Source organism: Streptomyces sp. NBC_00122 (assembly GCF_045160845.1).
GTDB lineage: Bacteria > Actinomycetota > Actinomycetes > Streptomycetales > Streptomycetaceae > Streptomyces.
Map to the genome: position 1 here is coordinate 1,310,961 of NZ_CP108191.1, position 24,894 is coordinate 1,335,854.

The window sequence follows — 24,894 nt, forward strand, 5'->3', positions numbered from 1 at the left end:
CCCTCCTCTACTTTCCGGGCGCGGCGGGCGCGGTGGTGAGCAGGGGCTTCGGTGAGGTCGTGCCTTCGGGCGCCCCGAACGCCGTCATGGCGAGGACGAGGAGCACCGCGAGGACGAGCCCGCTGGCGGCAGCGATGAATGCGCGCATGCCGGGCCTCCGGAATCTGATAGGTCGTCAGGGCGGAGGCACCGTAGCAATGCGGACGCGAGATGAGAACCGTTCGAGCCACGGATCACCACTGGGCCGTCCGAGGGCCTTGACGCCCACCGGCTCACGGGTGGGGCGCAACATCGCGCTCAACGGCGGCGGCGTCTGGCAAGGACCTTCCTCCAGCGCCCTGACCCTCATCAACAGCCGAATCCTCGACAACACGCCCAACAACTGCCGGCCTGTCGGGTCGGTTCCCGGCTGCACGAACTGACCCCGGCTCGATCCGCGCCCACTGGGCGTCAGCCTCGGCTACGGGTTTCCCCCGGGGTCGGCCGGGGCGCCGACAGGGTGGAGGACGGGGACGGCGTGGGATTCGGCGCGCGTGACGGACTCGGCGTCGCGGTGGGAGTCGGGGTCGGCGTCGGGGACGGGGTCGGGCTGGGCGTCGGCGTGGGAGTCGGCGTCGGGACCGGCGTCGGCGTGGGAGTCGGCGTCGGGACCGGCGTGGGCGTAGGAGTCGGGCTCGGCGGTGTGGGCGTCGGCGTCGGCGTCGGCATGGGGGTCGGTGTCGGAGAAGGGGTCGGCGTGGGCGACGGGGTCGGCTTCGGATCCCGTGAGGGGCTGGGCGTGGGAGTGGGGCTCGGCGTCGGCTTCGGCTTCGCCGGTGTCACCACGGGCACGTCCGTGCCCGCCTCGTCCGGGACCTCGTGCGTCCCCTTGAGGTAGTACGTGAACCAGGACCGCACCGTCTTCAGGTACTCGGCGGACTGGTTGTACGAGAGCACCGCCCGGTCCAGGTCGGCGTCCACCCGCAGATCCCGGGTCCCCGCGCAGAGGTAGCGGCCGGCCGCGAGAGCCGCGTCGTAGACGTTGTTCGGATTGCGCCGGCCGTCGCCGTCCGCGTCCTGGCCCCAGGCCGCCCACGTGGAGGGGATGAACTGCATGGGCCCGACCGCCCGGTCGTACCGGGCGTCCCCGTCGTACGCCCCGCCGTCCGTGTCCGAGATGTTCGCGAAGCCGTTGCCGTCGAGCACCGGCCCCAGGATCGGCCGCAGCGTGGTCCCGGCCGCGTCCACCCGGCCGCCGCGCGCCTGCCCGGACTCGACCTTGCCGATCGCCGCGAGGAGCTGCCAGCGCAGCCCGCAGCGGGCGTCGCTCTCCCCCACCACCTTTTCCGCCCGCAGGTACGCCGCGAGCACGCTCGCCGGTATCCCCTGCGAGCCGACGCCAGCCGACGCGCCCTCGGACCCGGACCCGGACGCGGCGACCGCCTGCTCCACCGGCGCGGCCGGCGCGCCGCCCTCCGGCAGCAGCACGGCCGGCGGCTCGGGGCTCGCCAGGGGCGGCAGTTCGGTGAAGTAGGAGGAGTCGCCTCCGCTGCCGGCCGCCGCCGGGAGGGGCGGCGTCGCGTCCTCTCCGGCCGCGGAGATCCGGTCCTGGCGCCCGCCGCCCGGCCCTTGGGAAGCGGTCACCGCGGCGACCACCAATGCGCAGACCAGGGCGGCCGCCCCGCCCCTGCGCAGCCTGCGTCCACCTGTTCGAGCCGACATGAGCCGGACCCCTCCCCCTCGACGTCGGGCGCGACCCTACGTCAACTCCCTGTGCGAGGCACGTACTGTTGACCGGAATTCACCACATCCGCACGTCGACGCGAGGTGCCATGCCGTTCACCCTCAGCCATGCGGCCGCCGTACTTCCGGCCGTCCGCCGGACCGGGCGCGCGCGGGGGCCGCTGGTCGCCTCGGCGCTGGTCCTCGGTTCGTTCGCGCCGGACACCTTCTACTTCGCCGACGCGGTCGTCGAAGGGGTCATGTCCTACGGCGCGTTCACGCATTCGCTGCCCGGCGTCCTCACCGCGGACGCTGTTCTCACCGCGGCCCTCGTGGGGTGCTGGCTACTGCTGCGCGAGCCGCTGATCGCGCTCCTGCCGCGCGCCTGGCGGGGCCGTGTCCACGCCTTCGTGCGCGGCGAGCACTGGCGGGGGCGCCAACTGCCCGCACTGGCCCTCTGGTTCTACCTCTCGGCGGTCGTCGGCTCCCTCACGCACGTGGTGTGGGACAGCTTCACCCACCTGGACCGCTGGGGGACGAACGCCCTGCCGGTGCTCGGTGAGCCGCTCGCCTTCGGCCTGCCGCTCTACACGTACCTGCAGTACGGCAGTTCGGCGGTCGCGGCCTGCGCTCTGCTCTGGTTCACGGTGACCGCACTGCGGCGGCTGCCGGCCTCACCGGTTCCGGCGGCCGTGCCGGCGCTGACCCGCGCCGAGCTGTGGGGTGCGCTCGCGCTGGTCGTGGCGTGCCTGGCGGCCGGGGTCACACTGCGCGTGGTCCGCTTCTTCACGTTCTTCGACCGGATCCGCTCGCCGCTCGACATCATCCCGACCGTCTGCTTCGGCGCGGGCGGCGGCCTCGCCGTGGGCCTGCTGCTGTACGGGGTCCTCGTACGGCTGCGGCACCGCGGCGACCGGGGCGACCGGGGCGACCGCGGCCGTTCGTACGGGGACACGCGAACGCCCGTCCCCACCGCCCGGTAGGCGGCGGGAACGGGCGCGGCGCCGCAGTTGCGGACGCGGGTCAGTGCGCGGCGGACTCCCAGTCGGAGCCGACGCCCACCGAGACGTCCAGCGGGGCGCGGAGCTCGACGGCGGCGCCCATCTCGCGGCGCACCAGCTCCTCCACCGGTCCGCGCTCGCCCTGGGCGATCTCCAGCACGATTTCGTCGTGGACCTGGAGCAGCATCCGCGACTTGAGGCCGGCCGCCACGATCGCCTTGTCGACGCGCAGCATCGCGACCTTGACGATGTCGGCCGCGGTGCCCTGGATCGGGGCGTTGAGCGCCATCCGCTCGGCGGCCTCGCGGCGCTGGCGGTTGTCGCTGCCCAGGTCGGGCAGGTACCGGCGGCGGCCGAAGATCGTCGCCGTGTACCCGGTGGCCCTAGCCTCGTCGACGACGCGGCCCAGGTAGTCGCGGACCCCGCCGAACCGCTCGAAGAAGGTCTCCATCAGGCCGCGCGCCTCGGCGGGCTCGATGTTCAGCTGCTGGGCGAGACCGAAGGCGGACAGCCCGTACGCGAGGCCGTACGACATGGCCTTGATCTTGCGGCGCATCTCGGCGTCGACCTGGGACCGCTCCACTCCGAACACCTGGGAGGCGACGGTGGTGTGCAGGTCCTCGCCGGTCGCGAACGCCTCGATCAGGCCCTCGTCCTCGGAGAGGTGGGCCATCACGCGCAGCTCGATCTGGCTGTAGTCGGCGGTCATGAGGGACTCGAAGCCCTCGCCGACGACGAAGCCGCGGCGGATCGCGCGGCCCTCGTCGGTGCGCACCGGCACGTTCTGCAGGTTGGGGTCGGTGGAGGACAGGCGTCCGGTCGCGGCGACGGTCTGGCTGAAACTGGTGTGCACCCGGCCGTCGGCGGCGATCGTCTTGACCAGGCCCTCGACGGTGACGCGCAGCTTGGCCTGCTCCCGGTGCCGCAGCATGATCACCGGCAGCTCGTGGTCGGTCTGCGTGGCCAGCCAGGCCAGCGCGTCCGCGTCCGTGGTGTAACCGGTCTTGGTCTTCTTCGTCTTCGGCAGGTCCAGCTCGCCGAAGAAGACCTCCTGGAGCTGCTTGGGCGAGCCGAGGTTGAACTCGTGGCCGACCGCCGCGTGCGCCTCCTTCACCGCCTGCTGCACCGCTCCGGCGAACTGCTGCTCCATGGCCTCCAGGTGGTCGCGGTCGGCGGCGATGCCGGCCCTCTCCATCCGGGCCAGCAGGTCCGAGGTGGGCAGCTCCATGTCGTGCAGCAGCTCGACGGCGCCGACCTCGGCGAGCTTGCCGGTGAACGCCTCACCCAGGTCGAGGACGGCGCGGGCCTGCGCCATCAGCGCCTCCGCCTCGGCGGTCTCGTCGGCGCCGAAGGCGAGCTGGCCGTCGGCGGCGGCGGGCTGGAGCTCCCGGTGCAGGTACTCGTTGGACAGCACGTCGAGCGCGAAGGAGCGGCGGCCCGGCTTGACCAGGTAGGCGGCGAGCGCGGTGTCCATGGTGACGCCCGCGAGGCTCCAGCCGTGCTCGGGGAAGACCCGCATCAGGCCCTTGGCGTTGTGCACGACCTTCGGCTTCGCCGCATCGGCCGCCCAGGCCGCGAAGGCCCGCTCGTCGGCCTCGTCCAGCTCGGACGGCTCGAACCAGGCGGCCGCGCCCGTAGCCGAGGCCAGCGCGATCTCGCTGACGTTGCCCTGTCCCAGCGCCCAGCTGTCGACGGTGGACACGCCCAGCGGTGCGCCCGCGTGGGCTTCGAGCCACGGCGCGAGCTCGCCCGCGCCCAGCACGGAGCCGTCCAGCTCCACACCCGCCGCGGCCGGAGCCGGGGCCTCTTCCTCGGCCGCGCCCGGGTCCACGGCCAGCAGCCGCTCGCGCAGCGAGGCGTTGCGGATCTCCAGCACGTCCAGCACCCCGGTCACGGCGGACCGGTCGTACGGGGCGCGGGCCAGGTCGGCCGGCGTCTTGGGCAGCTCGACGTCCTTGACCATCTCGGTCAGGACGCGGTTGAGCTTGACGGCCTCCAGGTGGTCCCGGAAGTTCTGCCCGGCCTTGCCCTTGACCTCCTCGGCGCGCTCCACGAGTTCCGCGAACGACCCGAACTGGGTGATCCACTTGGCGGCGGTCTTCTCGCCGACGCCCGGGATGCCCGGCAGGTTGTCGGACGGGTCACCGCGCAGCGCCGCGAAGTCCGGGTACTGCTGGGGGGTGAGCCCGTACTTCTCCTCCACCTTCTGCGGCGTGAACCGGGTCAGCTCGGAGACGCCCTTGGTCGGGTAGAGCACGGTGGTGCGCTCGGAGACGAGCTGGAAGGAGTCGCGGTCGCCTGTGACGATCAGCACGTCGAAGCCGGCGGCCTCCGCCTGCGTCGCCAGCGTCGCGATCACGTCGTCGGCCTCGAAGCCGTCGACCGCGAAACGCGGCACGTGCATCGCGTCGAGCAGCTCGCCGATCAGCTCGACCTGCCCCTTGAACTCGTCGGGGGTCTTGGAGCGGTTCGCCTTGTACTCGGGGAACTCCGTCGAGCGCCACGTCTTGCGGGACACGTCGAACGCCACCGCGAAGTGCGTGGGCGCCTCGTCGCGCAACGTGTTCGCCAGCATCGACGCGAAGCCGTAGATGGCGTTGGTCGGCTGGCCGGTCGCGGTCGTGAAGTTCTCCGCGGGCAGCGCGAAGAACGCCCGGTACGCCAGGGAGTGCCCGTCCATGAGCATCAGGCGGGGGCGGTCCGCTGCGGTCGTCTGGTCGGTCTTCTTCGATGCTGAATCTGCCACGCCCCCGATCCTAGGCGGCCCCGCTGACAATTCCGGCGTCGGCAATGGCCGCAAGGCGTGACAGGATCGGACGCCTACCCGAACACATGCAGCGGCCGCCGCTGCGACGTCCGACTGCTCAAAGGGGAGCAACATGGCCACCAAGCCGCCCTCAGGTGACCCCGTACAGGACGCGCCGCAGGTCGCGCCCCCCAAGCACGCCGCCGCAGGCCTGCCCGCGATCGGGCACACCCTGAAGATCGCGCAGCAGCAGATGGGCGTCGTCCGCACCGCGCGCACCCTGCTCAAGGTCAACCAGAAGGACGGCTTCGACTGCCCGGGCTGCGCCTGGCCCGAGGGCGACAAGCGGCACACCGCCGAGTTCTGCGAGAACGGCGCCAAGGCGGTCGCCGAGGAGGCCACGCTGCGCCGGGTCACCCCGGAGTTCTTCGCCGGGCACCCGCTCGCCGACCTGGCCACGCGCTCCGGGTACTGGCTGGGCCAGCAGGGCCGGATCACGCACCCGATGTACCTGCCGGAGGGCGGCGACCGGTACAAGGCGGTCAGCTGGGAGCGGGCCTTCGAGATCATCGCCGAGGAGCTGACGGCCCTCGGCTCCCCCGACGAGGCCCTCTTCTACACCTCGGGCCGCACCAGCAACGAGGCCGCGTTCCTCTTCCAGCTGTTCGCCCGCGAGTTCGGCACCAACAACCTGCCCGACTGCTCCAACATGTGCCACGAGTCCTCGGGCTCCGCACTGACCGAGACCATCGGCATCGGCAAGGGCAGCGTCTCCCTCGAAGACCTCCACCAGGCCGACCTGATCATCGTCGCCGGGCAGAACCCGGGCACCAACCACCCGCGCATGCTCTCCGCCCTGGAGAAGGCCAAGTCCGCCGGCGCGAAGATCATCTCGGTGAACCCGCTGCCCGAGGCCGGCCTGGAACGCTTCAAGAACCCCCAGACCCCGGTCGGCATGCTCAAGGGCACCGCCCTGAACGACCTCTTCCTGCAGATCCGCATCGGCGGCGACCAGGCCCTCTTCCGCCTCCTCAACAAGCTCGTCATCGACACCGAGGGCGCCACCGACGAGGCCTTCATCCGCGAGCACACCCACGGCTACGAGGAGCTGGCGGCCGCCGCCGAGAAGGCCGACTGGGCCGAGACCCTCACCGCCACCGGCCTGACCCGGCCCGAGATCGAGCAGGCCCTGGCCATGATCCTGGCCTCGAAGCGCACCATCGTCTGCTGGGCCATGGGCCTCACCCAGCACAAGCACTCCGTCGCCACCATCCGCGAGGTCGTCAACCTCCTGCTGCTGCGCGGCGACATCGGCCGCCCCGGCGCCGGTGTCTGCCCCGTCCGCGGCCACTCCAACGTCCAGGGCGACCGCACCATGGGGATCTTCGAACGCCCCGCGGCCGCCTTCCTCGACTCGCTCGACCGCGAATTCCAGATCACCTCGCCGCGCGGGCACGGCTACGACGTGGTCCGCTCCATCCAGGCCCTGCGCGACGGCGAGGCCAAGGTCCTCTTCGCCATGGGCGGCAACTTCGTCGGCGCCACCCCCGACACCGACGTCACCGAGGCGGCGATCCGCCGCGCCTCCCTGACCGTGCACGTCTCCACCAAGCTCAACCGCTCCCACGCGGTCACCGGCCGGCGCGCCCTGATCCTGCCCACCCTGGGCCGCACCGACAAGGACGTACAGGCCTCCGGCAAGCAGTTCGTCACGGTCGAGGACTCCATGGGCATGGTCCACGCCTCCCGCGGCAACCTCGCCCCCGCCTCCCCGCACCTGCTTTCCGAGCCCGCGATCGTGGCCCGCATGGCCCGCGCGGTGCTCGGCGCGGCCTCGAAGACCCCGTGGGAGGAGTTCGAGAAGGACTACGCGGCCATCCGCGACCGGATCTCCCGCGTGATCCCCGGCTTCGAGGACTTCAACGCCCGCGCGGCCCGCCCCGAGGGCTTCCGCCTCCCGCACGCCCCGCGCGACGAGCGCCGCTTCCCCACCACGACAGGCAAGGCCAATTTCACCGCCGCGCCCGTCGAGTACCCGAAGGTTCCCGAGGGCCGGCTGCTGCTCCAGACCTTGCGCAGCCACGACCAGTACAACACCACCATCTACGGCCTCGACGACCGCTACCGCGGGATCACCGGCGGCCGCCGCGTCGTCATGGTCAACCCCGAGGACGCCGCGGAGCTCGGCCTCGCGGACGGCTCGTACACGGACCTGGTGAGCGAGTGGAACGACGCCGTGGAGCGGCGCGCGCCCGGCTTCCGCGTCGTGCACTACCCGACCGCCCGGGGCTGCGCGGCCGCGTACTACCCCGAGACCAACGTGCTGGTACCGCTCGACTCCACCGCGGACACCAGCAACACCCCGGCGAGCAAGTCCGTCGTCATCCGCTTCGAACCGGCCTGAACCGGCCTGATAGAACGACCTCAGGACAAGCAGGTTAACGAGCGTTGACGAACGGAGCCGGCCCATGGGCGAGAAGCACGCAGTGAAGTTCCCGCAGGAGGTCCTCGACGAGTACACGGCTCTGGGCATCGACCTGCCCGCGCTGTTCTCGGCGGGCGACCTCGGCGAGCGCATGGACATCCGCATCCTGGAGGCCTCGGCCGAGCGGGTCGTCGGCACCATGCCGGTCAAGGGCAACACCCAGCCGTACGGACTGCTGCACGGCGGCGCCTCCGCCGTCCTCGCCGAGACCCTCGGCTCCGTCGGCGCGATGATGCACGGCGGCATCAACAAGATCGCCGTCGGCGTGGACCTGAACTGCACCCACCACCGGGGCGCCCGCAGCGGCATCGTCACCGGCGTCGCCACCCCGGTGCACCGCGGCCGCTCCACCACCACCTTCGAGATCGTCATCACTGACGAGCAGGACAAGCGGATCTGCACCGCCCGCCTGACCTGCCTGCTGCGCGACGCCGCCCCGGCCGGCGACGCCCCCGCCGGAGCCTGACCCCGGCCGCGGGGCCCGCACACGGGCGCCACACCCACACGGGCACCACCCGCAGGCCCGGACCCCGCCCCGCGCGCGGCAGGTCCGGGCCTGCCCCCGTCCGGCCGCCGTCCAGCCCCCCGTCCGGCCGCCATCCGGCCCCGACCCGACCGGAATCCGCCAGTCCGCACCCGTTCCTGCCGCCGCTGTTGTGTCACCGATGGTGACCGCCTACCTTCCCCTCATGGGGACCCAGCCACGCTCCACGGTCCGGTACGCCGCCTCCACCCTGCTCGCGGCGCTCACCCTGACCGGATGCTCGCCTTCCACCCCACCCTCCGCGGCAGGCACCGAGACCCCGGCGGCCAGCCCTTCCTCCCCCGCACAGATCTGCACCAGCCTCGTGTCCTACTGGGCGAAGGAGACCCTCCTGGGCACCAAGTGGTCCGGTCTGGACTGGGAGCAGAAGGGGCTTTCCAACGACCAGTACGCGATCCACGAGGAAGCCGTGGCCGCAGGCCGCACTGAGGAGCGAACTGCCGGGCGGGACAAGGCACTTGAGCTGATCGACCGGCTCGTCGCCCAGCGCTGCGCCGAGCAGGGCGGCGCGACCTGGAGCTCGGAGAACTGGCGACCCCCGACGTGAGCCAGGTCACCGCATTCCCGAGCGCGCTGTCCGCCTTCCGGGCACTTGGCGCCGCGGTACTCAACCGCAGGTGAGGGGCACTTTCGCGCCGCGAACAAGATCCATCCGGGCCAAATGGATCACCCTTGCCCACCCTCGCGCATCACTCTGCGTAATGGTCACGTCGTATGTAATCCCGCCTTTTCCCCTGGGAATGGCCACACGGTGAATTCTTCCGGACACATGCAGCCACATTTGGCGCAATTTGATCTAAGACAGGTGCATGAAGGCCTCAAGCCCCTTAGGGAAGCAGGTAATTCTCACGATGCGGACATTCCCAGGTGTCGCAAAACGTCCGTTTTGTCCACACTCCCACCACGCATTCTTGGCCTTGGCATAACAAGAGCGTCACATCCTCCTTTCTCTGCTCCCCGTGTTCACCACCTCGGGCCTAGAGTCACGGCCAGTCACCGCGCCGCTGGGCGCGACCAGCACGGCCGCTGTACATCCCAGTGCGGCCCGGCGACCGAACGGCACCTCACAGAGGGAGCCGCGCCAGGGAAAGGAAGAATCGTGCGACACCGTTCTTTGCTCGTCCTCACCACCGTGATCACCACGGGTGCACTGACCCTCACCGCCTGCGGATCGCGCGACGAGGCTAAGTCCGGGGACAAGACCGACGGCAAGAAGACCGTCGTCGTCATTGGCGTGGACGCCCCCCTCACCGGCTCGCTTTCCGCCCTCGGCCAGGGCATCAAGAACTCGGTCGACCTCGCGGCCAAGACGGCCAACAAGAACAACGAGGTCCCCGGCATCGAGTTCAAGGTCGAGGCCCTCGACGACCAGGCGGTCCCCGCCTCCGGTCAGGCCAACGCCACCAAGCTCGTCGGCAACAAGGACGTCGTCGGCGTCGTCGGCCCGCTGAACTCCGGCGTCGCCCAGCAGATGCAGGGCGTCTTCGCCTCCGCCAAGCTGGCGCAGGTCTCGCCCGCCAACACCAACCCCGCGCTCAGCCAGGGCGACAACTGGGGCAAGGGCGAGTTCAAGCGCCCCTTCGACACCTACTTCCGCACCGCCGCCACCGACGTGGTCCAGGGCAAGTTCGCCGCCCAGTACCTCTTCAAGGACGCCGGCAAGAAGAAGGTCTTCGTCGTCGACGACAAGCAGACCTACGGCGCCGGCCTGGCCGCGATCTTCTCCGACGAGTTCAAGAAGCTCGGCGGCGAGGTCGTCGGCACCGACCACGTCACCGTGAAGGAGACCGACTTCTCCTCCACCGCCGACAAGGTCAAGTCCTCCGGTGCCGACTCCGTCTACTTCGGCGGCCAGTACCCCGAGGGCGGCCTGCTCGCCGACCAGATCAAGAAGACCGGCGCCAACATCCCGCTCATGGGCGGCGACGGCATCCAGGACCCCGCCTTCATCACCGCCTCCGGCGAGGCCAACGAGGGCGACCTCTCCACCTCCATCGGCTACCCGGTCGAGAAGCTCCCCACCGCCAAGACCTTCATCGCCGACTACCAGGCTGCCGGCTACAAGGACCCGTACGCGGCCTACGGCGGCTACTCCTACGACGCCGGCTGGTCCGTCATCCAGGCCGTCAAGGCCGTCGTCGCCGCCAACAGCGGCAAGCTGCCCACCGACGCCCGCGCCAAGGTCGTCGAGGCTCTCGGCAAGGTCTCCTTCGAGGGCGTGACCGGCAAGGTCGCGTTCGACCAGTACGGCGACACCACCAACAAGCAGCTCACGGTCTACAAGGTCGAGGGCGGCAAGTGGATCGACGTCAAGAGCGACACCTTCAACCAGTAATCCCCACGTCCCGCCAGCCGGGACCCCCGGGCCGGTCTGAACCGACGGCCTGACCCCCTCAAAAAGAACCAGCCGCGCGAGGGCGCAAACAGCGCCCTCGCGCGGAGTCTTATCCGACACGCTCATCGGAGGCCCTGCGGTGCACGAACTGCCGCAACAGCTGGCCAACGGCCTTGCCCTCGGTGCCCTTTATGGCCTCATCGCCATCGGGTACACCATGGTCTACGGCATCGTCCAGCTCATCAACTTCGCCCACGGCGAGATCTTCATGATCGGCGGCTTCGGCGCGCTCTCCGCCTACGCCATCCTCCCGACCGGCACCTCCCTGCTGATCGCGATACCAGTCATGATCGTCGGAGGCGCACTCGCCTCGGTCCTCGTCGCCACCGCAGCCGAACGCTTCGCCTACCGCCCCCTGCGCAGCGCCCCACGGCTCGCCCCGCTCATCACCGCAATCGGCCTCTCGATCGCGCTCCAGCAGCTCGTCTGGCAGTTCTACCCGGACGCCAAGAAGGCAGTCAGCTTCCCTGAGTTCAAGGGTGCCGCCTTCAAGATCACCGACAGCCTGGCCATCCAGCGCGCGGACCTCTTCGTCCTCATCCTCGCCCCGCTCTGCATGCTCGCCCTCGGCGTCTTCGTCTCCAAGAGCCGCAGCGGCCGCGCCATGCAGGCCACCGCGCAGGACCCCGACACCGCGAAGCTGATGGGCATCAACACCGACCGCATCATCGTCATGGCCTTCGCCATCGGTGCCGCGTTCGCCGCCGTCGCCGCCGTCGCCTACGGCCTCGACAAGGGCCAGATCAACTTCGAGATGGGCTTCATCCTCGGACTGAAGGCCTTCACCGCAGCCGTCCTCGGCGGCATCGGCAACATCTACGGCGCCATGGTCGGCGGCGTCGTCCTCGGCCTCGCCGAAGCCCTCTCGATCGCATACATCGAAGACATCCCCGGCATGTCGCAGCTCGGCGGTGGAGCCTGGTCCAACGTCTGGGCGTTCGTACTCCTCATCGTCGTCCTCCTCGTGCGGCCACAAGGCCTGCTCGGCGAGCGCGTCGCGGATCGGGCGTGAGAACCATGACCACCAACACCACCCCGCAGACCGCCGCCGCCAAGCAGGGCACCGCCCCCGCCGCGCTCCTCTACGCGGTCATCGGCGGCAGCCTCCTGACCGTCATCAGCGCCTTCCTCGCGTGGACCTGGACCGACGAGTTCCCCGGTGACCTGACCTACTACGGCAGCCCGGCGCCCATCCAGTCCCTCAGCCTGATCGCCGGACTCCTGACCGCCGCCTTCGCGCTCTCCGCACTCGGCGTCAAGGGCCTGCGCTGGCTCACCCCCACCGGCGCCCGCAAGCCCGTATGGATCCTCGCGCTCGCCACCCTCGCCGGCACCTGGTTCACGGTCATCGCCATCGCCGTGGTCCTCGGCGGCTTCGTCCACCTGGAGCCCGGCGCCTACGTCGCCCTCGTCGGCTCGCTCATCCCGGCCCTCGCCGCGTACAAGCTCCCCGACGACAGCCACAAGGCGTCCCCCGCCAAGCAGCTGCCCGCCTGGGCCGAGATCCTCATCATCACCGGCGTCTTCGCCCTCGGCCTCTACGTCATCACCTTCGGCATCGACACCGATGACAAGGAACCGCAGCTCTTCGTCACCTACCTGCTCACCGTCGGCATCGCGGGCTTCGCCCTCCTCAAGGCCGGCCTCTTCGACCGGCTCGGCAGCCTCACCGCGAAGCACCGCCAGGTCACGCTCCTCGGCACCGCGGCCGCCGCGATCGCCTTCCCGTTCATCCAGCAGAGCGGCGACACCTACACGCTCATCGCGGTCAACATCCTGATCTTCGCGACCGTCGCCCTCGGCCTCAACGTCGTCGTCGGCCTCGCCGGCCTCCTCGACCTCGGATACGTCGCCTTCCTCGGTGTCGGCGCCTACGCCGCCGCCCTGGTCTCCGGCAGCACCGCCTCCGCCTTCGGCATCCACCTGCCCTTCTGGGCAGCGGTCATCGTCGGCGCACTCGCCTCGCTCGTCTTCGGCGTGATCATCGGTGCACCGACCCTGCGCCTGCGCGGCGACTACCTCGCCATCGTCACCCTCGGCTTCGGAGAAATCTTCCGCATCGCCATGGGCAACCTCGACGGCGACTCCGGCCCGGACATCACCAACGGCCCGAACGGCATCCCCAACATCCCCCACCTCGACCTCTTCGGGTGGAACTTCGGGGAGTCGCACACCGTCGGCGGCATCGTCCTCGGCGCCTACGCCAACTACTACTTCCTGATGCTCCTCGTCATGGCCGTAGTCGTACTGGTCTTCTCCCGCGCCGGCAACAGCCGCATCGGCCGCGCCTGGGTCGCCATCCGCGAAGACGAGACCGCCGCCGAAGCCATGGGCATCAACGGCTTCAAGGTCAAGCTCATCGCCTTCGCCCTCGGCGCCACCCTCGCCGGCCTCGCCGGCACCGTCCAAGCACACGTCAACAGCACGGTCGTCCCCGAGAACTACGTCTTCGCCGGGCCCGTCCCGCCGAACTCCGCGTTCCTCCTCGCCGCCGTCATCCTCGGCGGCATGGGCACCATCCGCGGCCCCATCCTCGGCGCCGCACTGCTCTTCCTGATCCCGGCGAAGCTGGCCTTCCTCCAGGACTACCAGCTCCTCGCCTTCGGCATCGCCCTCATCCTGCTCATGCGCTTCCGCCCCGAAGGCCTCATCGCCAACAAGCGCGCGCAGCTCGAGTTCCACGACGACACCGCTGACCAGGCCCCCACGGACCTGGCCACCGCCAAGGCGGGGGCGTGAACGACATGACCACCACAGACACCACCACCAAGACCACCGTTCTCGAAGCCAGCGGCGTCACCATGCGCTTCGGCGGCCTCACCGCCGTCAAGGGCGTCGACCTCAAGGTCAACGCCGGCGAGATCGTCGGCCTCATCGGCCCCAACGGCGCCGGCAAGACCACCTTCTTCAACTGCCTCACCGGGCTGTACGTCCCCACCGAGGGCAGCGTCAGCTACAAGGGCACCGTCCTGCCGCCCACGCCCCACAAGGTCACCGCGGCCGGCATCGCCCGCACCTTCCAGAACATCCGGCTCTTCCACAACATGACCGTGCTGGAGAACGTCCTCGTCGGACGCCACACCCGCACCAAGGAAGGCCTCTGGTCCGCCCTGCTGCGCGGCCCCGGCTTCAAGAAGGCCGAAGCCGCCAGCGAAGCACGCGCCATGGAACTCCTCGAGTTCATCGGCCTGCAGAACAAGGCCGGCCACCTCGCCAAGAACCTCCCCTACGGCGAGCAGCGCAAGCTCGAAATCGCCCGCGCCCTTGCCAGCGACCCCGGTCTCATCCTCCTGGACGAGCCCACCGCCGGCATGAACCCGCAGGAGACGCGAGCGGCCGAAGAGCTCATCTTCGCCATCCGCGACATGGGCATCGCCGTCCTCGTCATCGAGCACGACATGCGCTTCATCTTCAACCTGTGCGACCGCGTCGCCTGCCTCGTCCAGGGCGAGAAGCTCATCGAAGGCACGGCCGCAGAGGTCCAGGGCGACGAGCGCGTCATCGCCGCCTACCTCGGCACCCCCTTCGAGGGCGACCCCGGCGCGGAAGAAGTCGCCGAGGTCGAGGCAGCCGAAGCCGCCGCCGAAGCACAGTCCGAAGCCGAGGCCACGGACGAAGCCACGGACGAAGACGCGGCAGCGGACAGCACCACCAGCACCACCAGCACGGAAGGAGAGGCCAAGTGACCGCAATGCTCAAGGTCGAAGACCTCAAAGTCGCCTACGGCAAGATCGAAGCCGTCAAGGGAATCTCCTTCGAGGTCAACGAAGGCGAAATCGTCTGCCTCGTCGGCACCAACGGCGCCGGCAAGACGACCACCCTGCGCACCCTCTCCGGGCTCCTCAAGCCCAAGAGCGGCAGCATCACCTTCGGCGGACAGCCCCTCGCCTCCGTCCCCGCCCACAAGATCGTCTCCCTGGGCCTCGCCCACTCCCCCGAGGGACGCCACATCTTCCCCCGGCTGACGATCGCCGAAAACCTCCAGCTCGGCGCCTTCCTGCGCACCGACAAGGACGGCATCGAGAAGGACATCCAGCGCGCCTACGAGATGTTCCCCATCCTGGGCGAACGCCGCAAGCAGGCCGCCGGCACCCTCTCGGGCGGTGAGCAGCAGATGCTCGCCATGGGCCGCGCGCTCATGTCCCAGCCCAAGCTCCTCATGCTGGACGAGCCCTCCATGGGTCTCTCCCCGCTGATGATGCAGAAGATCATGGCGACCATCAAAGAGCTCAAGGCCTCGGGCATGACCATCCTGCTCGTCGAGCAGAACGCCCAGGCGGCGCTCTCGCTCGCCGACCAGGCGCACGTCATGGAGATCGGCAAGATCGTTCTCTCCGGCACCGGCCAGGACCTCCTCCACAACGAGGACGTCCGCAAGGCCTACCTCGGCGAGGACTGACAAACGTGTGAGGCCCGCCTCCCCTCGGGGGGAGGCGGGCCTCACGCATGTCCGCGTCTACTGACCGGCGTTCTGCTTCTTCTCCTCAGCGTCCTCGATGACCGCCTCGGCGACCTGCTGCATGGACATGCGGCGGTCCATGGAGGTCTTCTGGATCCAGCGGAACGCCGCGGGCTCGGTGAGCCCGTACTGGGTCTGCAGGATGCTCTTGGCACGGTCGACGAGCTTGCGCGTCTCCAGCCGGAGGGAGAGGTCGGCGACCTCCTTCTCCAGCGCCTTCAGCTCGGCGAAGCGGGACACCGCCATCTCGATGGCCGGCACGACGTCGCTCTTGCTGAACGGCTTCACGAGGTACGCCATGGCACCGGCGTCACGGGCGCGTTCGACGAGGTCGCGCTGCGAGAACGCGGTCAGCATCAGTACGGGGGCGATGGACTCCTCCGCGATCTTCTCGGCGGCGGAGATCCCGTCCAGGACGGGCATCTTCACGTCGAGGATGACGAGGTCCGGGCGGTGCTCGCGGGCCAGCTCGACGGCCGTCTGGCCGTCCCCGGCCTCACCGACGACGGCGTACCCCTCTTCCTCCAGCATCTCTTTCAGGTCGAGACGGATGAGCGCCTCGTCCTCGGCGATGACGACGCGGGTCGTCAGCGGCGGAACGTGCGACTGGTCGGCGTCGGGCGTGGGCGTCGACTCGTGCTCGGCGGTCACGGAGGCTCCTCGTTGCGGGGCATAACAGCTCCCCCGAGCCTACCGAGCTCCTGTAAGGTGGTGCCACGCAGGGTTCCCCCGAACCTTCGTTTTGAAGGCCCCAGTACTCCAACGGTTAGAGAGGCCGCTCTCAAACAGCGGACAGTGTGGGTTCGAATCCCACCTGGGGCACCTTTCCTTGAATTCCAAGGTCACGCCGCAGCGGCAAGTCTTCCCCTTTCGGGGGAATCTGTCGGGAAACGGGCGCGCATCCAGAGGATCTTCCGCACTGTCGCCCACATGTACGATCTGGCAACTCGGCGGCACGCGCTAACCCTTCTCGGTCGTGGGCGGAGCCTGAATTCCGTCAGCAAGGAAACGGGGATATCCCGGGCCGCCATCCGCGCCTGGCGGGTTCGCATCGAACCCCTCCCCCGTATGAATCACACGCCATGTGAGAGCCCACCCGACCCGGCCGCATACGCCTATCTCCTCGGCCTCTATCTCGGTGACGGCTGCATCAGCCCCCTCGCGCGGCGGATACTACCTCCGCATCGCCTGCGCTGACGCTTGGCCCGGCCTCATCGAGCAGTGCCGCGCGGCGATTCTTGTGGTCCGCCCGTCCGACAAGGTCTACGTCCTGCAGCGGCAAGGGTGCGTCGCCGTCACCAGCTACGGACGGCACTGGACGTGCCTGTTCCCGCAGCACGGGCCCGGCAAGAAGCACGAGCGGCGGATCGCCCTCGAAGGCTGGCAGCAGGAGATCGTCGACGCTCACCCCTGGGAGTTCATCCGGGGCCTCATTCACTCAGACGGGTGCCGGATCACCAACTGGACCACCCGCATGGTCGGCGGCGTCAAGAAGCGCTATGAGTACCCGCGGTACTTCTTCACCAACAAGTCCGACGACATCCGGAGGCTCTGTACCGACACGCTCACCAAGGTCGGCGTCCAGTGGACCATCCTCGCCCGGGGCAGCGACCCCTTCAACGTCTCCATCGCCCGGAAGGACTCCGCGGCGCTGATGGACGCCCACATCGGGCCCAAGCACTAGAGCCCGGGGCTCCGCAGCCGGCCCGGGGTGGTGCCGAGGCGCTGCCTGAGCAGGGTCGTGAGCGTCGAGGCGTTCTCGTAGCCCACGCGGCGGGCGACGGCTTCGGTCGGGAGGTCGGTGGTGCGGAGCAGGTGGGCGGCTTGTTCGAGGCGGATGGTCTGGGCGAAGCGGAGGGGTGAGATGCCGAGTACGCGGTCCACGGCGCGTTGGAGGGTGCGTTCGCTGGCGCCGACCGCGCGGGCCGCTTCGGGCATCGTGAGCGGTTGGTCGATGTGTTCTCGTATCCAGCGTTCGAAGGCTCCGACGGTGGGGTCGGTGCGGGCGAGGTGGCTGGGGATGGCGTATCCGGCCTGGGTGGGGCGGTCGTCGACGACGAGGTAGCGGGCGGTGAGGTCGGCGAGTGCGGGGCTGGTGCGGCGGACGAGGGCGAGTGCGAGGTCGAGGTGGGCCATGGCTGCGCCGGCGGTGGTGACGCCTTCGGCGTGGGTGAGCATGTGGCTTTCGTCGAGGGTGACGTGGGGGTAGCGGCGGCGGAATGCGGGGGCGAGCCACCAGCTGGTGGTGGCGGTGAGTCCGTCGAGTACTCCGGTTTCGGCGAGCAGGAAGGTGCTCGTGCAGGCGGCGGCGAGTGGGATGCCGGCTGTGTGGGCCTGCTGGATGGTGTTGCGTTCGGGTTGGCGCTCGGGTGCGGCCACCCAGTTCAGGAGGGGTTCGGGCTGTTTGGGGCCTGCGCCGGGTACGACGAGGAGGTCGGGGTGCGGGGCGTCTGCTGGGGGTACGGCTTCGATCGTGTGTCCGGCGGCGGTGCGTATGGGGCCGTGGGGGCTGACGCGGGTGAGTTCCCAGGGTGGTGGGGGCTGGGGCAGTTCGGCCCTCAGTTCGTTGGCCATCTGCAGTACGTCGACGACGGTGGCCAGTCCGGAGTCGAAGAGTCCGTCCGTGACCAGTACCGAGATCTTCATGTCGGAAACGGTAAAGGACGCGTCGGATCTGCCACTGGGTGGGGCGGTGGGCGCGGCCATACGTTGATCTCGACGAACGGCGCGGCCGGCGCCCTGACGAAGGAGAAACGCGATGTCCAAGGCCTTGTCCACTGATTCCGTCCGCCTCGGTCTGCTCGCCCGGATCGAGGCGAAGCCGGAGCACGTGAAGGATGTGGAGGAGCTGCTCACGGGGGCTCTTGCCCTGGCGCAGGAGGAGGCGTTCACCACGGTGTGGTTCGCTCTGCGCATGGGTCCGACGACGTTCGGGATCTTCGATGCGTTCGGCAGTGACGAGGATCGTACGGCGCACTTGCAGGGCAGGATCGCGGCGGCGCTGATGGAGCGGGCGCCGCATCTGTTGGCGGAGGCGCCGGAGATCGTGCCGGTGGACGTTCTGGCGGCCAAACTCGCCTAGGGCTGTCTGTCCGTGGGGCCGTTGTCCGGGTGGGTTCGGGGCGGCGTAGGTTGAGGTCCAGGCATAGGAGAAGGGGACCGCGTGATGAGCGAGAAGGCTCGCAAGCTGTTCGATGCGCTGGATCTCAACCAGGACGGTGAGCTGACCCGGCTGGAGGTGATCACGGCTTTGCGGTCGAAGGGGCCGACGCTTGCCGCCGAGGGGGTGTTGCCGGTCTGGGCGGTGGGGGATGAGGATGCTTCGTCGGCTCTGTTCGATGCGGCTGACGCGAACGGGGACGAGGTCTTGAGCTTCGAGGAGTTCGCCGCGGTGGTCGATCGCCGGTTCGGCTGGTAGGGCTGTAGGGGCTCGTCTCGGCGTGTCCGCGTCGGGCGGGCGCTTTCCCGGCCCGACGCGGTGCGTGTGACGTGCTAGCGGACGGCGTCGCCGATGTGGTGGACGCGGACGAGGTTGGTGGAGCCGGTGACGCCGGGGGGCGAGCCGGCGGTGATGACGACGACGTCGCCGGTCACGCAGCGGCCGATGCGCAGGAGTTCTTCTTCGACCTGGGCGACCATGGCGTCGGTCGAGTCGACGTGGGGGCCGAGGAAGGTTTCGACGCCCCAGGTGAGGTTGAGCTGGGAGCGGGTGGCGGGGTCGGGGGTGAAGGCGAGCAGGGGGATGGGTGAGCGGTAGCGGGAGAGCCGGCGGACGGTGTCTCCGCTCTGGGTGAAGGCGATGAGGAATTTCGCGTCGAGGAAGTCGCCGATTTCGGCGGCGGCGCGGGCGACGGCTCCGCCTTGGGTGCGGGGCTTGTTGCGTTCGGTGAGGGGCGGGAGGCCCTTGTCGAGGATGTCTTCTTCGGCGGCTTCGACGATCCGTGACATGGTGCGGACGGTTTCGACGGGGTATTTGCCGACGCTGGTTTCGCCCGAAAGCATGACGGCGTCGGTGCCGTCGATGATGGCGTTGGCGACGTCGGAGGCTTCGGCGCGGGTGGGCCGGGAGTTTTCGATCATCGAGTCGAGCATCTGGGTCGCGACGATGACGGGTTTGGCGTTGCGCTTGGCGAGTTTGACGGCGCGCTTCTGGACGATCGGGACTTGTTCCAGGGGCATTTCGACGCCGAGGTCGCCGCGGGCGACCATGATGCCGTCGAAGGCGGCGACGATGTCGTCGATGTTCTCGACGGCCTGGGGCTTTTCGATCTTGGCGATGACGGGGAGACGGCGGCCTTCTTCGTCCATGATGCGGTGGACGTCTTCGATGTCGCGGCCACTGCGGACGAAGGAGAGGGCGATGACGTCGGCGCCGGTGCGCAGGGCCCAGCGGAGGTCGTCGATGTCCTTTTCGGAGAGGGCGGGTACGGAGACGGCGACGCCGGGGAGGTTGAGGCCCTTGTGGTCGGAGACCATGCCGCCCTCGACGACGAGGGTGTGGACGCGGGGGCCGTAGATTCCGGTGACTTCGAGGGTGACGCGGCCGTCGTCGACGAGGATGCGTTCGCCGGGGGTGACGTCGGTGGCGAGTCCCTTGTAGGTGGTGCCGCAGGTGTGGCGGTCGCCTTCGTGGTCTTCGACGGTGATGGTGAACTCGTCGCCGCGTTCAAGGAGTACGGGGCCTTCGCGGAAGCGGCCGAGGCGGATCTTCGGGCCTTGAAGGTCGGCGAGGATGCCGACGCTGCGGCCGGTCTCGTCGGAGGCCTTGCGTACGCGCAGGTAGCGCTCTTCGTGTTCGGCGTAGGTGCCGTGGCTGAGATTGAAGCGGGCGATGTCCATTCCGGCTTCGACCAGGGCTTTGATCTGGTCGTATGAGTCGGTGGCGGGGCCCAGGGTACATACGATTTTCGCTCGGCGCATGAGGCGAGCGTATTCCCCTACCAGGCAGTAGGAAATTGGTTCCGGGTGTCCACTCAACAACCTTTGGGCAAAAGGTTGTTGACAACTGTTGAATGTGCATGGGGGTGCTCCGATGAGCACCCCCGGGGCGTCCGGTGGTGGGCTTTCAGGGCTGCATTTCGGAGCTGTGCCTCACAGTTGGGGCGGGGTCATCGTGAAGCGGGCGTTCACCTGGGCGTAGATGGTCTGGCGCTGTGGTTCGAGGTCGAGGGGCGGGGCGCCGGCGTCTTCGGAGCCGCTGAAGGCCATGGTGCGCATGGTGGCGCCGGGGGCGCCTTGGAAGGGGGCGGCGTTCTCGGCGCCGAGGTCGGCGAGTTCGACGAGGGCGGCGAGGCGGGCGCCGAGGGCTTCGGCGTATTCGCGGGCGCGCTGGACGGCTTCGAGTACGGCTTGGCGGCGGGCCTGGCCGTGGGCGGGTGAGGTGGGGCGCAGGGCCCACCAGGGGCCGTCGATCTGGGTGAGTTCGAGGTCGGCGAGGCGGGTGGTGAGTTCGCCGAGGGCGGTGAAGTCGCTGAGTTCGGCGGTGATGTGGACGCGTCCGTGGTAGGCGCGGATGCGTTCGCCGCGGCCGTGGCGGGTGAGTTCGGGGCTGATGGAGAAGGCGCCGGTTTCGAGTTTTTCGACGGGGTCGCCGTAGCTCTTGATGAGGTCGAGGGCGGCGTTGTTGCGGCGGGTGAGGTCTTCGAGGGCGGTTCGCCGGTCGGTTCCGCGGGCGCTGACGGTGATGCCGATGCGGGCGATCTCGGGGTCGACTTCGATGCGGGCTTCGCCGCGGACGGCGACGCGGGGTACTTCGGGGGTTCCGTAGGGCTGGTGCGATGCGTCCTGGGTCATGGTTTCACTCTCGCACCGTCGCTCGTACGGGTGTGGTCATCGGATCGAAACCTGGTGGGGGTGTTGCTGCTTGTTACCCGTGGGTCAGAATCTACGCGCGTTGTTCACGCCTCAAAAGGGGAGATGGCATGGCGTTCGACCGCAGGACTTTTCTGGGGACCACGGCCGCGACAGGTGCGGCCGTGGCGTTGGCGGGGGCCACGAGCACCCCGGCGGCCGCGCAGGCGGGTCCGCGTACGTATGCGTTCACGGTGATGGGTACGACCGATCTGCACGGGAATGTCTTCAACTGGGACTACTTCACGGACAAGGAGTTCGACGACAAGGCGCACAACGACGTCGGTCTGGCGAAGATCTCGACCCTGGTGAACCAGGTGCGTGCGGAGAAGGGGCGGTGCAACACGCTGCTGATCGACGCGGGTGACACGATCCAGGGCACGCAGCTTTCGTACTACTACGCGAAGGTGGATCCGATCACGGCGCGGCGGGGTCCGGTGCACCCGATGGCGCAGGCGATGAACGCGATCGGCTATGACGCGGCGGCGCTGGGGAACCACGAGTTCAACTACGGCATTCCGGTGCTGCGCAAGTTCGAGGAGCAGTGCGATTTCCCGCTGCTGGGCGCGAACGCGCTGGACGCGAAGACGCTGCGGCCGGCGTTCCCGCCGTACAGCATGCACCGGCTGCGGACTCCGCACGGGCGGGACGTGAAGGTGGCGGTGCTGGGGCTGACGAACCCGGGTATCGCGATCTGGGACAAGGCGAACGTGCAGGGAAAGATGACGTTCCCGGGCCTGGAGGAGCAGGCGGCGAAGTACGTTCCGAAGCTGCGTTCGATGGGTGCGGACGTGGTGATCGTGTCGGCGCACTCGGGGTCGAGCGGGCTGTCGTCCTACGGTGACCAGCTGCCGTACGTCGAGAACGCGGCGGGTCTGGTGGCGGAGCAGGTGCCGGGGATCGACGCGATCCTGGTGGGGCACGCGCACACGGAGATTCCCGAGTACCGGGTGAAGAACAAGGCGACCGGCAAGGACGTGGTGCTGTCGGAGCCGCTGAAGTGGGGGCAGCGCCTGACGCTGTTCGACTTCGAGCTGACGTGGGCGAAGGGCCGCTGGTCGGTGGCGAAGGTCGCGGCGAGGGTGCTGAACTCGAACACGGCCGCGGAGGATCCGAAGATCACGGGGCTGCTGTCGGACGAGCACCGCAAGGTCGTGGCGTACGTGAACCAGGTGATAGGCACCTCGACGCAGGCGATGTCGTCGGCGGAGGGCCCGTTCAAGGACGTGGCGATCATCGACCTGATCAACCACGTGCAGGCGGAGACGGTGAAGGCGGCGCTGTCCGGTACGCAGTGGGCGGCGCTGCCGGTGCTGTCGCAGGCGTCGTGCTTCTCGCGGACGGCGTCGATCCCGGCCGGGCAGGTGACGATCAAGGACGCGGCCGGTCTGTATCCGTTCGAGAACACCATGGAGGCGCGGCTGCTCACCGGTGCGCAGCTGAAGGACTATCTGGAGTACTCGGCGAGGTACTACGTGCGGACGGCGCCCGGTGACGTGGTGGATCCGGCGAAGCTGACCAATTCCGAGGGCACGCCGGACTACAACTACGACTCCGTGTACGGGCTGTCGTACGACATCGACATCGCGCAGCCGGTGGGTTCGCGGATCTCGGGTCTGTCGTTCCAGGGCAAGCCGCTGGATCCGGCGGGGCAGTTCGTACTGGCGGTGAACAACTACCGGGCGTCGGGTGGCGGGGCGTTCCCGCACGTGCCGCAGGCGAAGCAGCTGTGGGCGAACTCGGACGAGATCCGCAACACGATCATCCAGTGGGTGAAGGCGAAGGGGACGGTCGACCCGTCGCAGTTCGCTTCGGTGGACTGGCGTCTGACGCGGGCCGGGGTGCCGGTGTTCTAGTCCGTTCGCGGTGGTGTGCGGCCGGGGCCTGCCGTGGCGGGTCCCGGCCGTCTGCGTGGGGCCGGCGCCGGGCCCGGGGTGCGGGTGGGGCGTCGTGGGTGATGCCGCCGGTCAGGCGGTCAGCACTGCCAGAGGAGTGCCGCGCGGCCGCAGGGGGTGCAGGTGTGTGCGTAGGCGCGGCCGGAGCCGAAGTTCATGGCGGTGACGGGGTCGGGGCCTTCCGTCAGTTCGGCGGCGAAGTCCATGGGGCGCGCGCAGCCGGGGCAGCGGGGTGTCTCCTCGTCCTGGAGCCATTGGGGTGTGCCGCCGAGCCGGCCCAGGACCGTGGCGGCGGCCGGTGCCGTGGTGGCGGGTACGGCGGCGCGGACGGCTCCGAGTCCGAGCAGGTCCTCGTCCGCGTCGGGGGCCGGTACGGGTTCCAGGCCGTCGGCCGGCAGCAGGAGGGCGAGGTTGCCGCCCGCGGTCGGGCTCCACTGTTCGCACCGTCCGGGCCGGTTCGCGCACATGAACAGGGCCAGTACGCCCGGGGAGGGCGTGGCGGTGCCGGGGAGGTCGCCGAGGTGGATCTGGGCGAGGAACTGCAGGGGTGCGGCGCACGCCGCGCAGGCCGGCCATGTGGTCTCGGCGGGGGCGAGGGGTACGCCGCCGGTGCGGGTGACCGGTGCGTCGGGGGCGACCGGCCCGCCGTCGAGGAGGAGCATCGTCATGCCGGGAATGTACGCGGCGGGCGTGGTGGGCCCTAGTCTTCTGAGTCGGGAATTCTGTTCAGATAGCTGGCGAGGCGTTCGAGGATCTCGTCTGCGGTCTTGGTCCAGACGTAGGGCTTGGGGTCGGTGTTCCAGGCGGCGATCCAGTCACGGATGTCCTTCTCGAGGGCCTGGACTGACTTGTGGACGCCTCGCCGTATCTGCTTGTTGGTGAGTTCGGCGAACCATCGCTCGACCAGGTTCAGCCAGGACGACCCGGTCGGGGTGAAGTGCAGGTGGAACCGGGGGTGGCCGAGCAGCCACTTCTTGATGTCCGGGGTCTTGTGGGTGGCGTAGTTGTCGCAGATCAGATGGACGTCCAGGCCTGCCGGCACTTCCTTGTCGAGCTTGACCAGGAACTTCTTGAACTCCTCGGCCCGATGGCGGCGGTGCAGGGAGCCGATCACCTTGCCGGTGGCCACGTTGAGTGCGGCGAACAGGGTGGTCGTGCCGGCCCGGACGTAGTCGTGCGTTGACCGCTCCGGGACCCCGGGCATCATCGGCAGCACCGGCTGGGACCGGTCCAGGGCCTGGATCTGCGACTTCTCGTCCACGCAGAACACCAGCGCCCGCTCGGGCGGGTCCAGATAGAGGCCGACGACATCGTGGACCTTGTCGACGAAGTACGGGTCGGTCGACAGCTTGAAGGTCTCCGAGCGGTGCGGCTGCAGGCCGAACGCCCGCCAGATCCGTGAGACCGAGGACTGGGACAGGCCCATTTCCTTCGCCATCGACCGCGTCGACCAGTGCGTCGCGTTCTTCGGCTTGGACTCCAAGGTCCTGGTGACCACCGCGGTAACCTGCTCGTCCGTCACCGATCTGGGGCCGCCGGAACGCGGCATGTCTCCCAGGCCCGCGATCCGGTACTGCACGAAACGGGCCCGCCAACGGCCGACCGCCTGAGGCGTTGATCCGAGACGGACGGCCACGTCCTTGTTCGAGACACCCTCGGCGCAGGCCAGGATGATCCGGCACCGCAAAGCCCACGCCTGCGGCGTGGAACGACGCCGCACCCACCCCTCCAGTGCGACCCGTTCCTCGTCCGACAGCGTCAACTCGGCCTTCGGCCGCCCCATCCGCGCCATAGGCCAACCCTACACATCTGAACAGA

21 protein-coding genes, 1 tRNA gene and 1 pseudogene are annotated in these 24,894 nt (G+C 69.3%); 14 read left to right on the forward strand and 9 right to left on the reverse strand.

Annotated features, from left to right (window positions below; translation table 11 throughout):
• Positions 1-7: 7 nt before the first annotated feature.
• Positions 8-148, reverse strand: coding sequence for an SPW_0924 family protein (locus OG737_RS06210; RefSeq protein WP_328925123.1), 141 nt, complete (start codon positions 146-148; stop codon positions 8-10).
• Positions 149-450: 302 nt separating this feature from the next.
• A complete protein-coding gene (locus OG737_RS06215) occupies positions 451-1,701 on the reverse strand; it encodes a lytic transglycosylase domain-containing protein (RefSeq protein ID WP_405921262.1) in 1,251 nt (416 codons plus the stop codon).
• A 110-nt stretch (positions 1,702-1,811) separates the two neighbouring features.
• Between OG737_RS06215 and OG737_RS06220 the strand changes: the two genes are divergently transcribed.
• Positions 1,812-2,684 carry a DUF4184 family protein gene (locus tag OG737_RS06220; protein ID WP_328925125.1) on the forward strand — a complete coding sequence of 291 codons (873 nt, stop codon included), beginning with the start codon at positions 1,812-1,814 and terminating at the stop codon, positions 2,682-2,684.
• A gap of 40 nt (positions 2,685-2,724) precedes the next feature.
• Here OG737_RS06220 and polA read toward each other — a convergent pair whose 3' ends face one another.
• On the reverse strand, positions 2,725-5,448 hold the full coding sequence (gene polA, locus OG737_RS06225) for a DNA polymerase I (RefSeq protein WP_405921263.1): 2,724 nt from the start codon (positions 5,446-5,448) through the stop codon (positions 2,725-2,727).
• A 133-nt stretch (positions 5,449-5,581) separates the two neighbouring features.
• Between polA and OG737_RS06230 the strand changes: the two genes are divergently transcribed.
• The 8 genes from OG737_RS06230 to OG737_RS06265 all read left to right on the forward strand — a co-directional run bounded on the left by OG737_RS06230 (position 5,582) and on the right by OG737_RS06265 (position 15,271).
• A complete protein-coding gene (locus OG737_RS06230) occupies positions 5,582-7,852 on the forward strand; it encodes an FdhF/YdeP family oxidoreductase (RefSeq protein ID WP_328925127.1) in 2,271 nt (756 codons plus the stop codon).
• A 64-nt stretch (positions 7,853-7,916) separates the two neighbouring features.
• Positions 7,917-8,399, forward strand: a complete 483-nt coding sequence (locus OG737_RS06235) for a hotdog fold thioesterase (protein WP_328925128.1) — start codon at positions 7,917-7,919, stop codon at positions 8,397-8,399.
• A gap of 223 nt (positions 8,400-8,622) precedes the next feature.
• Complete coding sequence (locus OG737_RS06240; RefSeq protein WP_405921264.1) at positions 8,623-9,024, forward strand: hypothetical protein; 402 nt, start codon at positions 8,623-8,625, stop codon at positions 9,022-9,024.
• Between the two features lie 552 nt (positions 9,025-9,576).
• Complete coding sequence (locus tag OG737_RS06245; RefSeq protein ID WP_328925130.1) at positions 9,577-10,812, forward strand: branched-chain amino acid ABC transporter substrate-binding protein; 1,236 nt, start codon at positions 9,577-9,579, stop codon at positions 10,810-10,812.
• A gap of 139 nt (positions 10,813-10,951) precedes the next feature.
• Positions 10,952-11,884: a branched-chain amino acid ABC transporter permease gene (locus tag OG737_RS06250; RefSeq protein ID WP_328925131.1), complete on the forward strand. Its 933-nt coding sequence runs from the start codon at positions 10,952-10,954 to the stop codon at positions 11,882-11,884.
• A gap of 5 nt (positions 11,885-11,889) precedes the next feature.
• Positions 11,890-13,611: an ABC transporter permease subunit gene (locus OG737_RS06255; protein WP_328925132.1), complete on the forward strand. Its 1,722-nt coding sequence runs from the start codon at positions 11,890-11,892 to the stop codon at positions 13,609-13,611.
• Positions 13,612-13,616: 5 nt separating this feature from the next.
• Entirely contained in the window at positions 13,617-14,558 is a 942-nt protein-coding gene (locus OG737_RS06260; RefSeq protein ID WP_328925133.1) for an ABC transporter ATP-binding protein, read from the forward strand.
• Positions 14,555-15,271, forward strand: a complete 717-nt coding sequence (locus tag OG737_RS06265; protein WP_328925134.1) for an ABC transporter ATP-binding protein — start codon at positions 14,555-14,557, stop codon at positions 15,269-15,271. The genes OG737_RS06260 and OG737_RS06265 overlap by 4 nt, the downstream gene beginning before the upstream one ends.
• A gap of 57 nt (positions 15,272-15,328) precedes the next feature.
• On the opposite strand, the gene OG737_RS06270 is transcribed toward OG737_RS06265, so the two are convergent.
• The gene (locus OG737_RS06270; RefSeq protein ID WP_328925135.1) at positions 15,329-15,982 is read right to left on the reverse strand and encodes a response regulator; all 654 of its coding nucleotides are present in this window, start codon (positions 15,980-15,982) and stop codon (positions 15,329-15,331) included.
• A gap of 97 nt (positions 15,983-16,079) precedes the next feature.
• Between OG737_RS06270 and OG737_RS06275 the strand changes: the two genes are divergently transcribed.
• Both OG737_RS06275 and OG737_RS06280 read left to right on the forward strand, forming a co-directional pair.
• Positions 16,080-16,153: transfer RNA gene (locus OG737_RS06275), tRNA-Leu, on the forward strand.
• 108 nt (positions 16,154-16,261) lie between these two features.
• Positions 16,262-17,015, forward strand: a pseudogene (locus tag OG737_RS06280) (transcriptional regulator).
• Here OG737_RS06280 and OG737_RS06285 read toward each other — a convergent pair.
• The gene (locus tag OG737_RS06285) at positions 17,012-17,977 is read right to left on the reverse strand and encodes a helix-turn-helix domain-containing protein (protein ID WP_328925136.1); all 966 of its coding nucleotides are present in this window, start codon (positions 17,975-17,977) and stop codon (positions 17,012-17,014) included. The pseudogene OG737_RS06280 and the gene OG737_RS06285 overlap by 4 nt on opposite strands.
• Before the next feature lie 112 nt (positions 17,978-18,089).
• Between OG737_RS06285 and OG737_RS06290 the strand changes: the two genes are divergently transcribed.
• Both OG737_RS06290 and OG737_RS06295 read left to right on the forward strand, forming a co-directional pair.
• Complete coding sequence (locus tag OG737_RS06290) at positions 18,090-18,413, forward strand: antibiotic biosynthesis monooxygenase (RefSeq protein WP_328925137.1); 324 nt, start codon at positions 18,090-18,092, stop codon at positions 18,411-18,413.
• 84 nt (positions 18,414-18,497) lie between these two features.
• On the forward strand, positions 18,498-18,749 hold the full coding sequence (locus OG737_RS06295) for an EF-hand domain-containing protein (protein WP_328925138.1): 252 nt from the start codon (positions 18,498-18,500) through the stop codon (positions 18,747-18,749).
• A gap of 74 nt (positions 18,750-18,823) precedes the next feature.
• Here the strand turns inward: OG737_RS06295 and pyk are convergent, their stop codons facing one another.
• Together pyk and OG737_RS06305 are read right to left on the reverse strand one after the other, a co-directional pair.
• Complete coding sequence (pyk, locus tag OG737_RS06300) at positions 18,824-20,251, reverse strand: pyruvate kinase (RefSeq protein WP_328925139.1); 1,428 nt, start codon at positions 20,249-20,251, stop codon at positions 18,824-18,826.
• 171 nt (positions 20,252-20,422) lie between these two features.
• Positions 20,423-21,124, reverse strand: coding sequence for an SIMPL domain-containing protein (locus OG737_RS06305; RefSeq protein WP_328925140.1), 702 nt, complete (start codon positions 21,122-21,124; stop codon positions 20,423-20,425).
• 128 nt (positions 21,125-21,252) lie between these two features.
• Here OG737_RS06305 and OG737_RS06310 point away from each other — a divergent pair, with 128 nt between their 5' ends.
• Entirely contained in the window at positions 21,253-23,037 is a 1,785-nt protein-coding gene (locus OG737_RS06310) for a 5'-nucleotidase C-terminal domain-containing protein (RefSeq protein WP_328925141.1), read from the forward strand.
• A 119-nt stretch (positions 23,038-23,156) separates the two neighbouring features.
• Here OG737_RS06310 and OG737_RS06315 read toward each other — a convergent pair whose 3' ends face one another.
• Both OG737_RS06315 and OG737_RS06320 read right to left on the reverse strand, forming a co-directional pair.
• The gene (locus OG737_RS06315) at positions 23,157-23,744 is read right to left on the reverse strand and encodes a DUF1963 domain-containing protein (protein ID WP_328925142.1); all 588 of its coding nucleotides are present in this window, start codon (positions 23,742-23,744) and stop codon (positions 23,157-23,159) included.
• A 32-nt stretch (positions 23,745-23,776) separates the two neighbouring features.
• Positions 23,777-24,859, reverse strand: a complete 1,083-nt coding sequence (locus OG737_RS06320; protein WP_405922402.1) for an IS630 family transposase — start codon at positions 24,857-24,859, stop codon at positions 23,777-23,779.
• Between the last annotated feature and the right edge of the window lie 35 nt (positions 24,860-24,894).

Excerpts from the sequence above, each read along its gene's own strand:
- OG737_RS06315 (WP_328925142.1), bottom strand. The coding sequence starts at position 23,744 with ATGACGATGCTCCTCCTCGACGGCGGGCCGGTCGCCCCCGACGCACCG.
- OG737_RS06210 (WP_328925123.1), bottom strand. The coding sequence starts at position 148 with ATGCGCGCATTCATCGCTGCCGCCAGCGGGCTCGTCCTCGCGGTGCTC.
- OG737_RS06310 (WP_328925141.1), top strand. The coding sequence starts at position 21,253 with ATGGCGTTCGACCGCAGGACTTTTCTGGGGACCACGGCCGCGACAGGT.
- OG737_RS06320 (WP_405922402.1), bottom strand. The coding sequence starts at position 24,859 with ATGGGGCGGCCGAAGGCCGAGTTGACGCTGTCGGACGAGGAACGGGTC.
- OG737_RS06240 (WP_405921264.1), top strand. The coding sequence starts at position 8,623 with ATGGGGACCCAGCCACGCTCCACGGTCCGGTACGCCGCCTCCACCCTG.
- OG737_RS06260 (WP_328925133.1), top strand. The coding sequence starts at position 13,617 with ATGACCACCACAGACACCACCACCAAGACCACCGTTCTCGAAGCCAGC.
- OG737_RS06290 (WP_328925137.1), top strand. The coding sequence starts at position 18,090 with ATGTCCAAGGCCTTGTCCACTGATTCCGTCCGCCTCGGTCTGCTCGCC.
- OG737_RS06285 (WP_328925136.1), bottom strand. The coding sequence starts at position 17,977 with ATGAAGATCTCGGTACTGGTCACGGACGGACTCTTCGACTCCGGACTG.
- OG737_RS06305 (WP_328925140.1), bottom strand. The coding sequence starts at position 21,124 with ATGACCCAGGACGCATCGCACCAGCCCTACGGAACCCCCGAAGTACCC.
- pyk (WP_328925139.1), bottom strand. The coding sequence starts at position 20,251 with ATGCGCCGAGCGAAAATCGTATGTACCCTGGGCCCCGCCACCGACTCA.
- OG737_RS06255 (WP_328925132.1), top strand. The coding sequence starts at position 11,890 with ATGACCACCAACACCACCCCGCAGACCGCCGCCGCCAAGCAGGGCACC.
- OG737_RS06295 (WP_328925138.1), top strand. The coding sequence starts at position 18,498 with ATGAGCGAGAAGGCTCGCAAGCTGTTCGATGCGCTGGATCTCAACCAG.
- OG737_RS06230 (WP_328925127.1), top strand. The coding sequence starts at position 5,582 with ATGGCCACCAAGCCGCCCTCAGGTGACCCCGTACAGGACGCGCCGCAG.
- OG737_RS06215 (WP_405921262.1), bottom strand. The coding sequence starts at position 1,701 with ATGTCGGCTCGAACAGGTGGACGCAGGCTGCGCAGGGGCGGGGCGGCC.
- OG737_RS06235 (WP_328925128.1), top strand. The coding sequence starts at position 7,917 with ATGGGCGAGAAGCACGCAGTGAAGTTCCCGCAGGAGGTCCTCGACGAG.
- OG737_RS06220 (WP_328925125.1), top strand. The coding sequence starts at position 1,812 with ATGCCGTTCACCCTCAGCCATGCGGCCGCCGTACTTCCGGCCGTCCGC.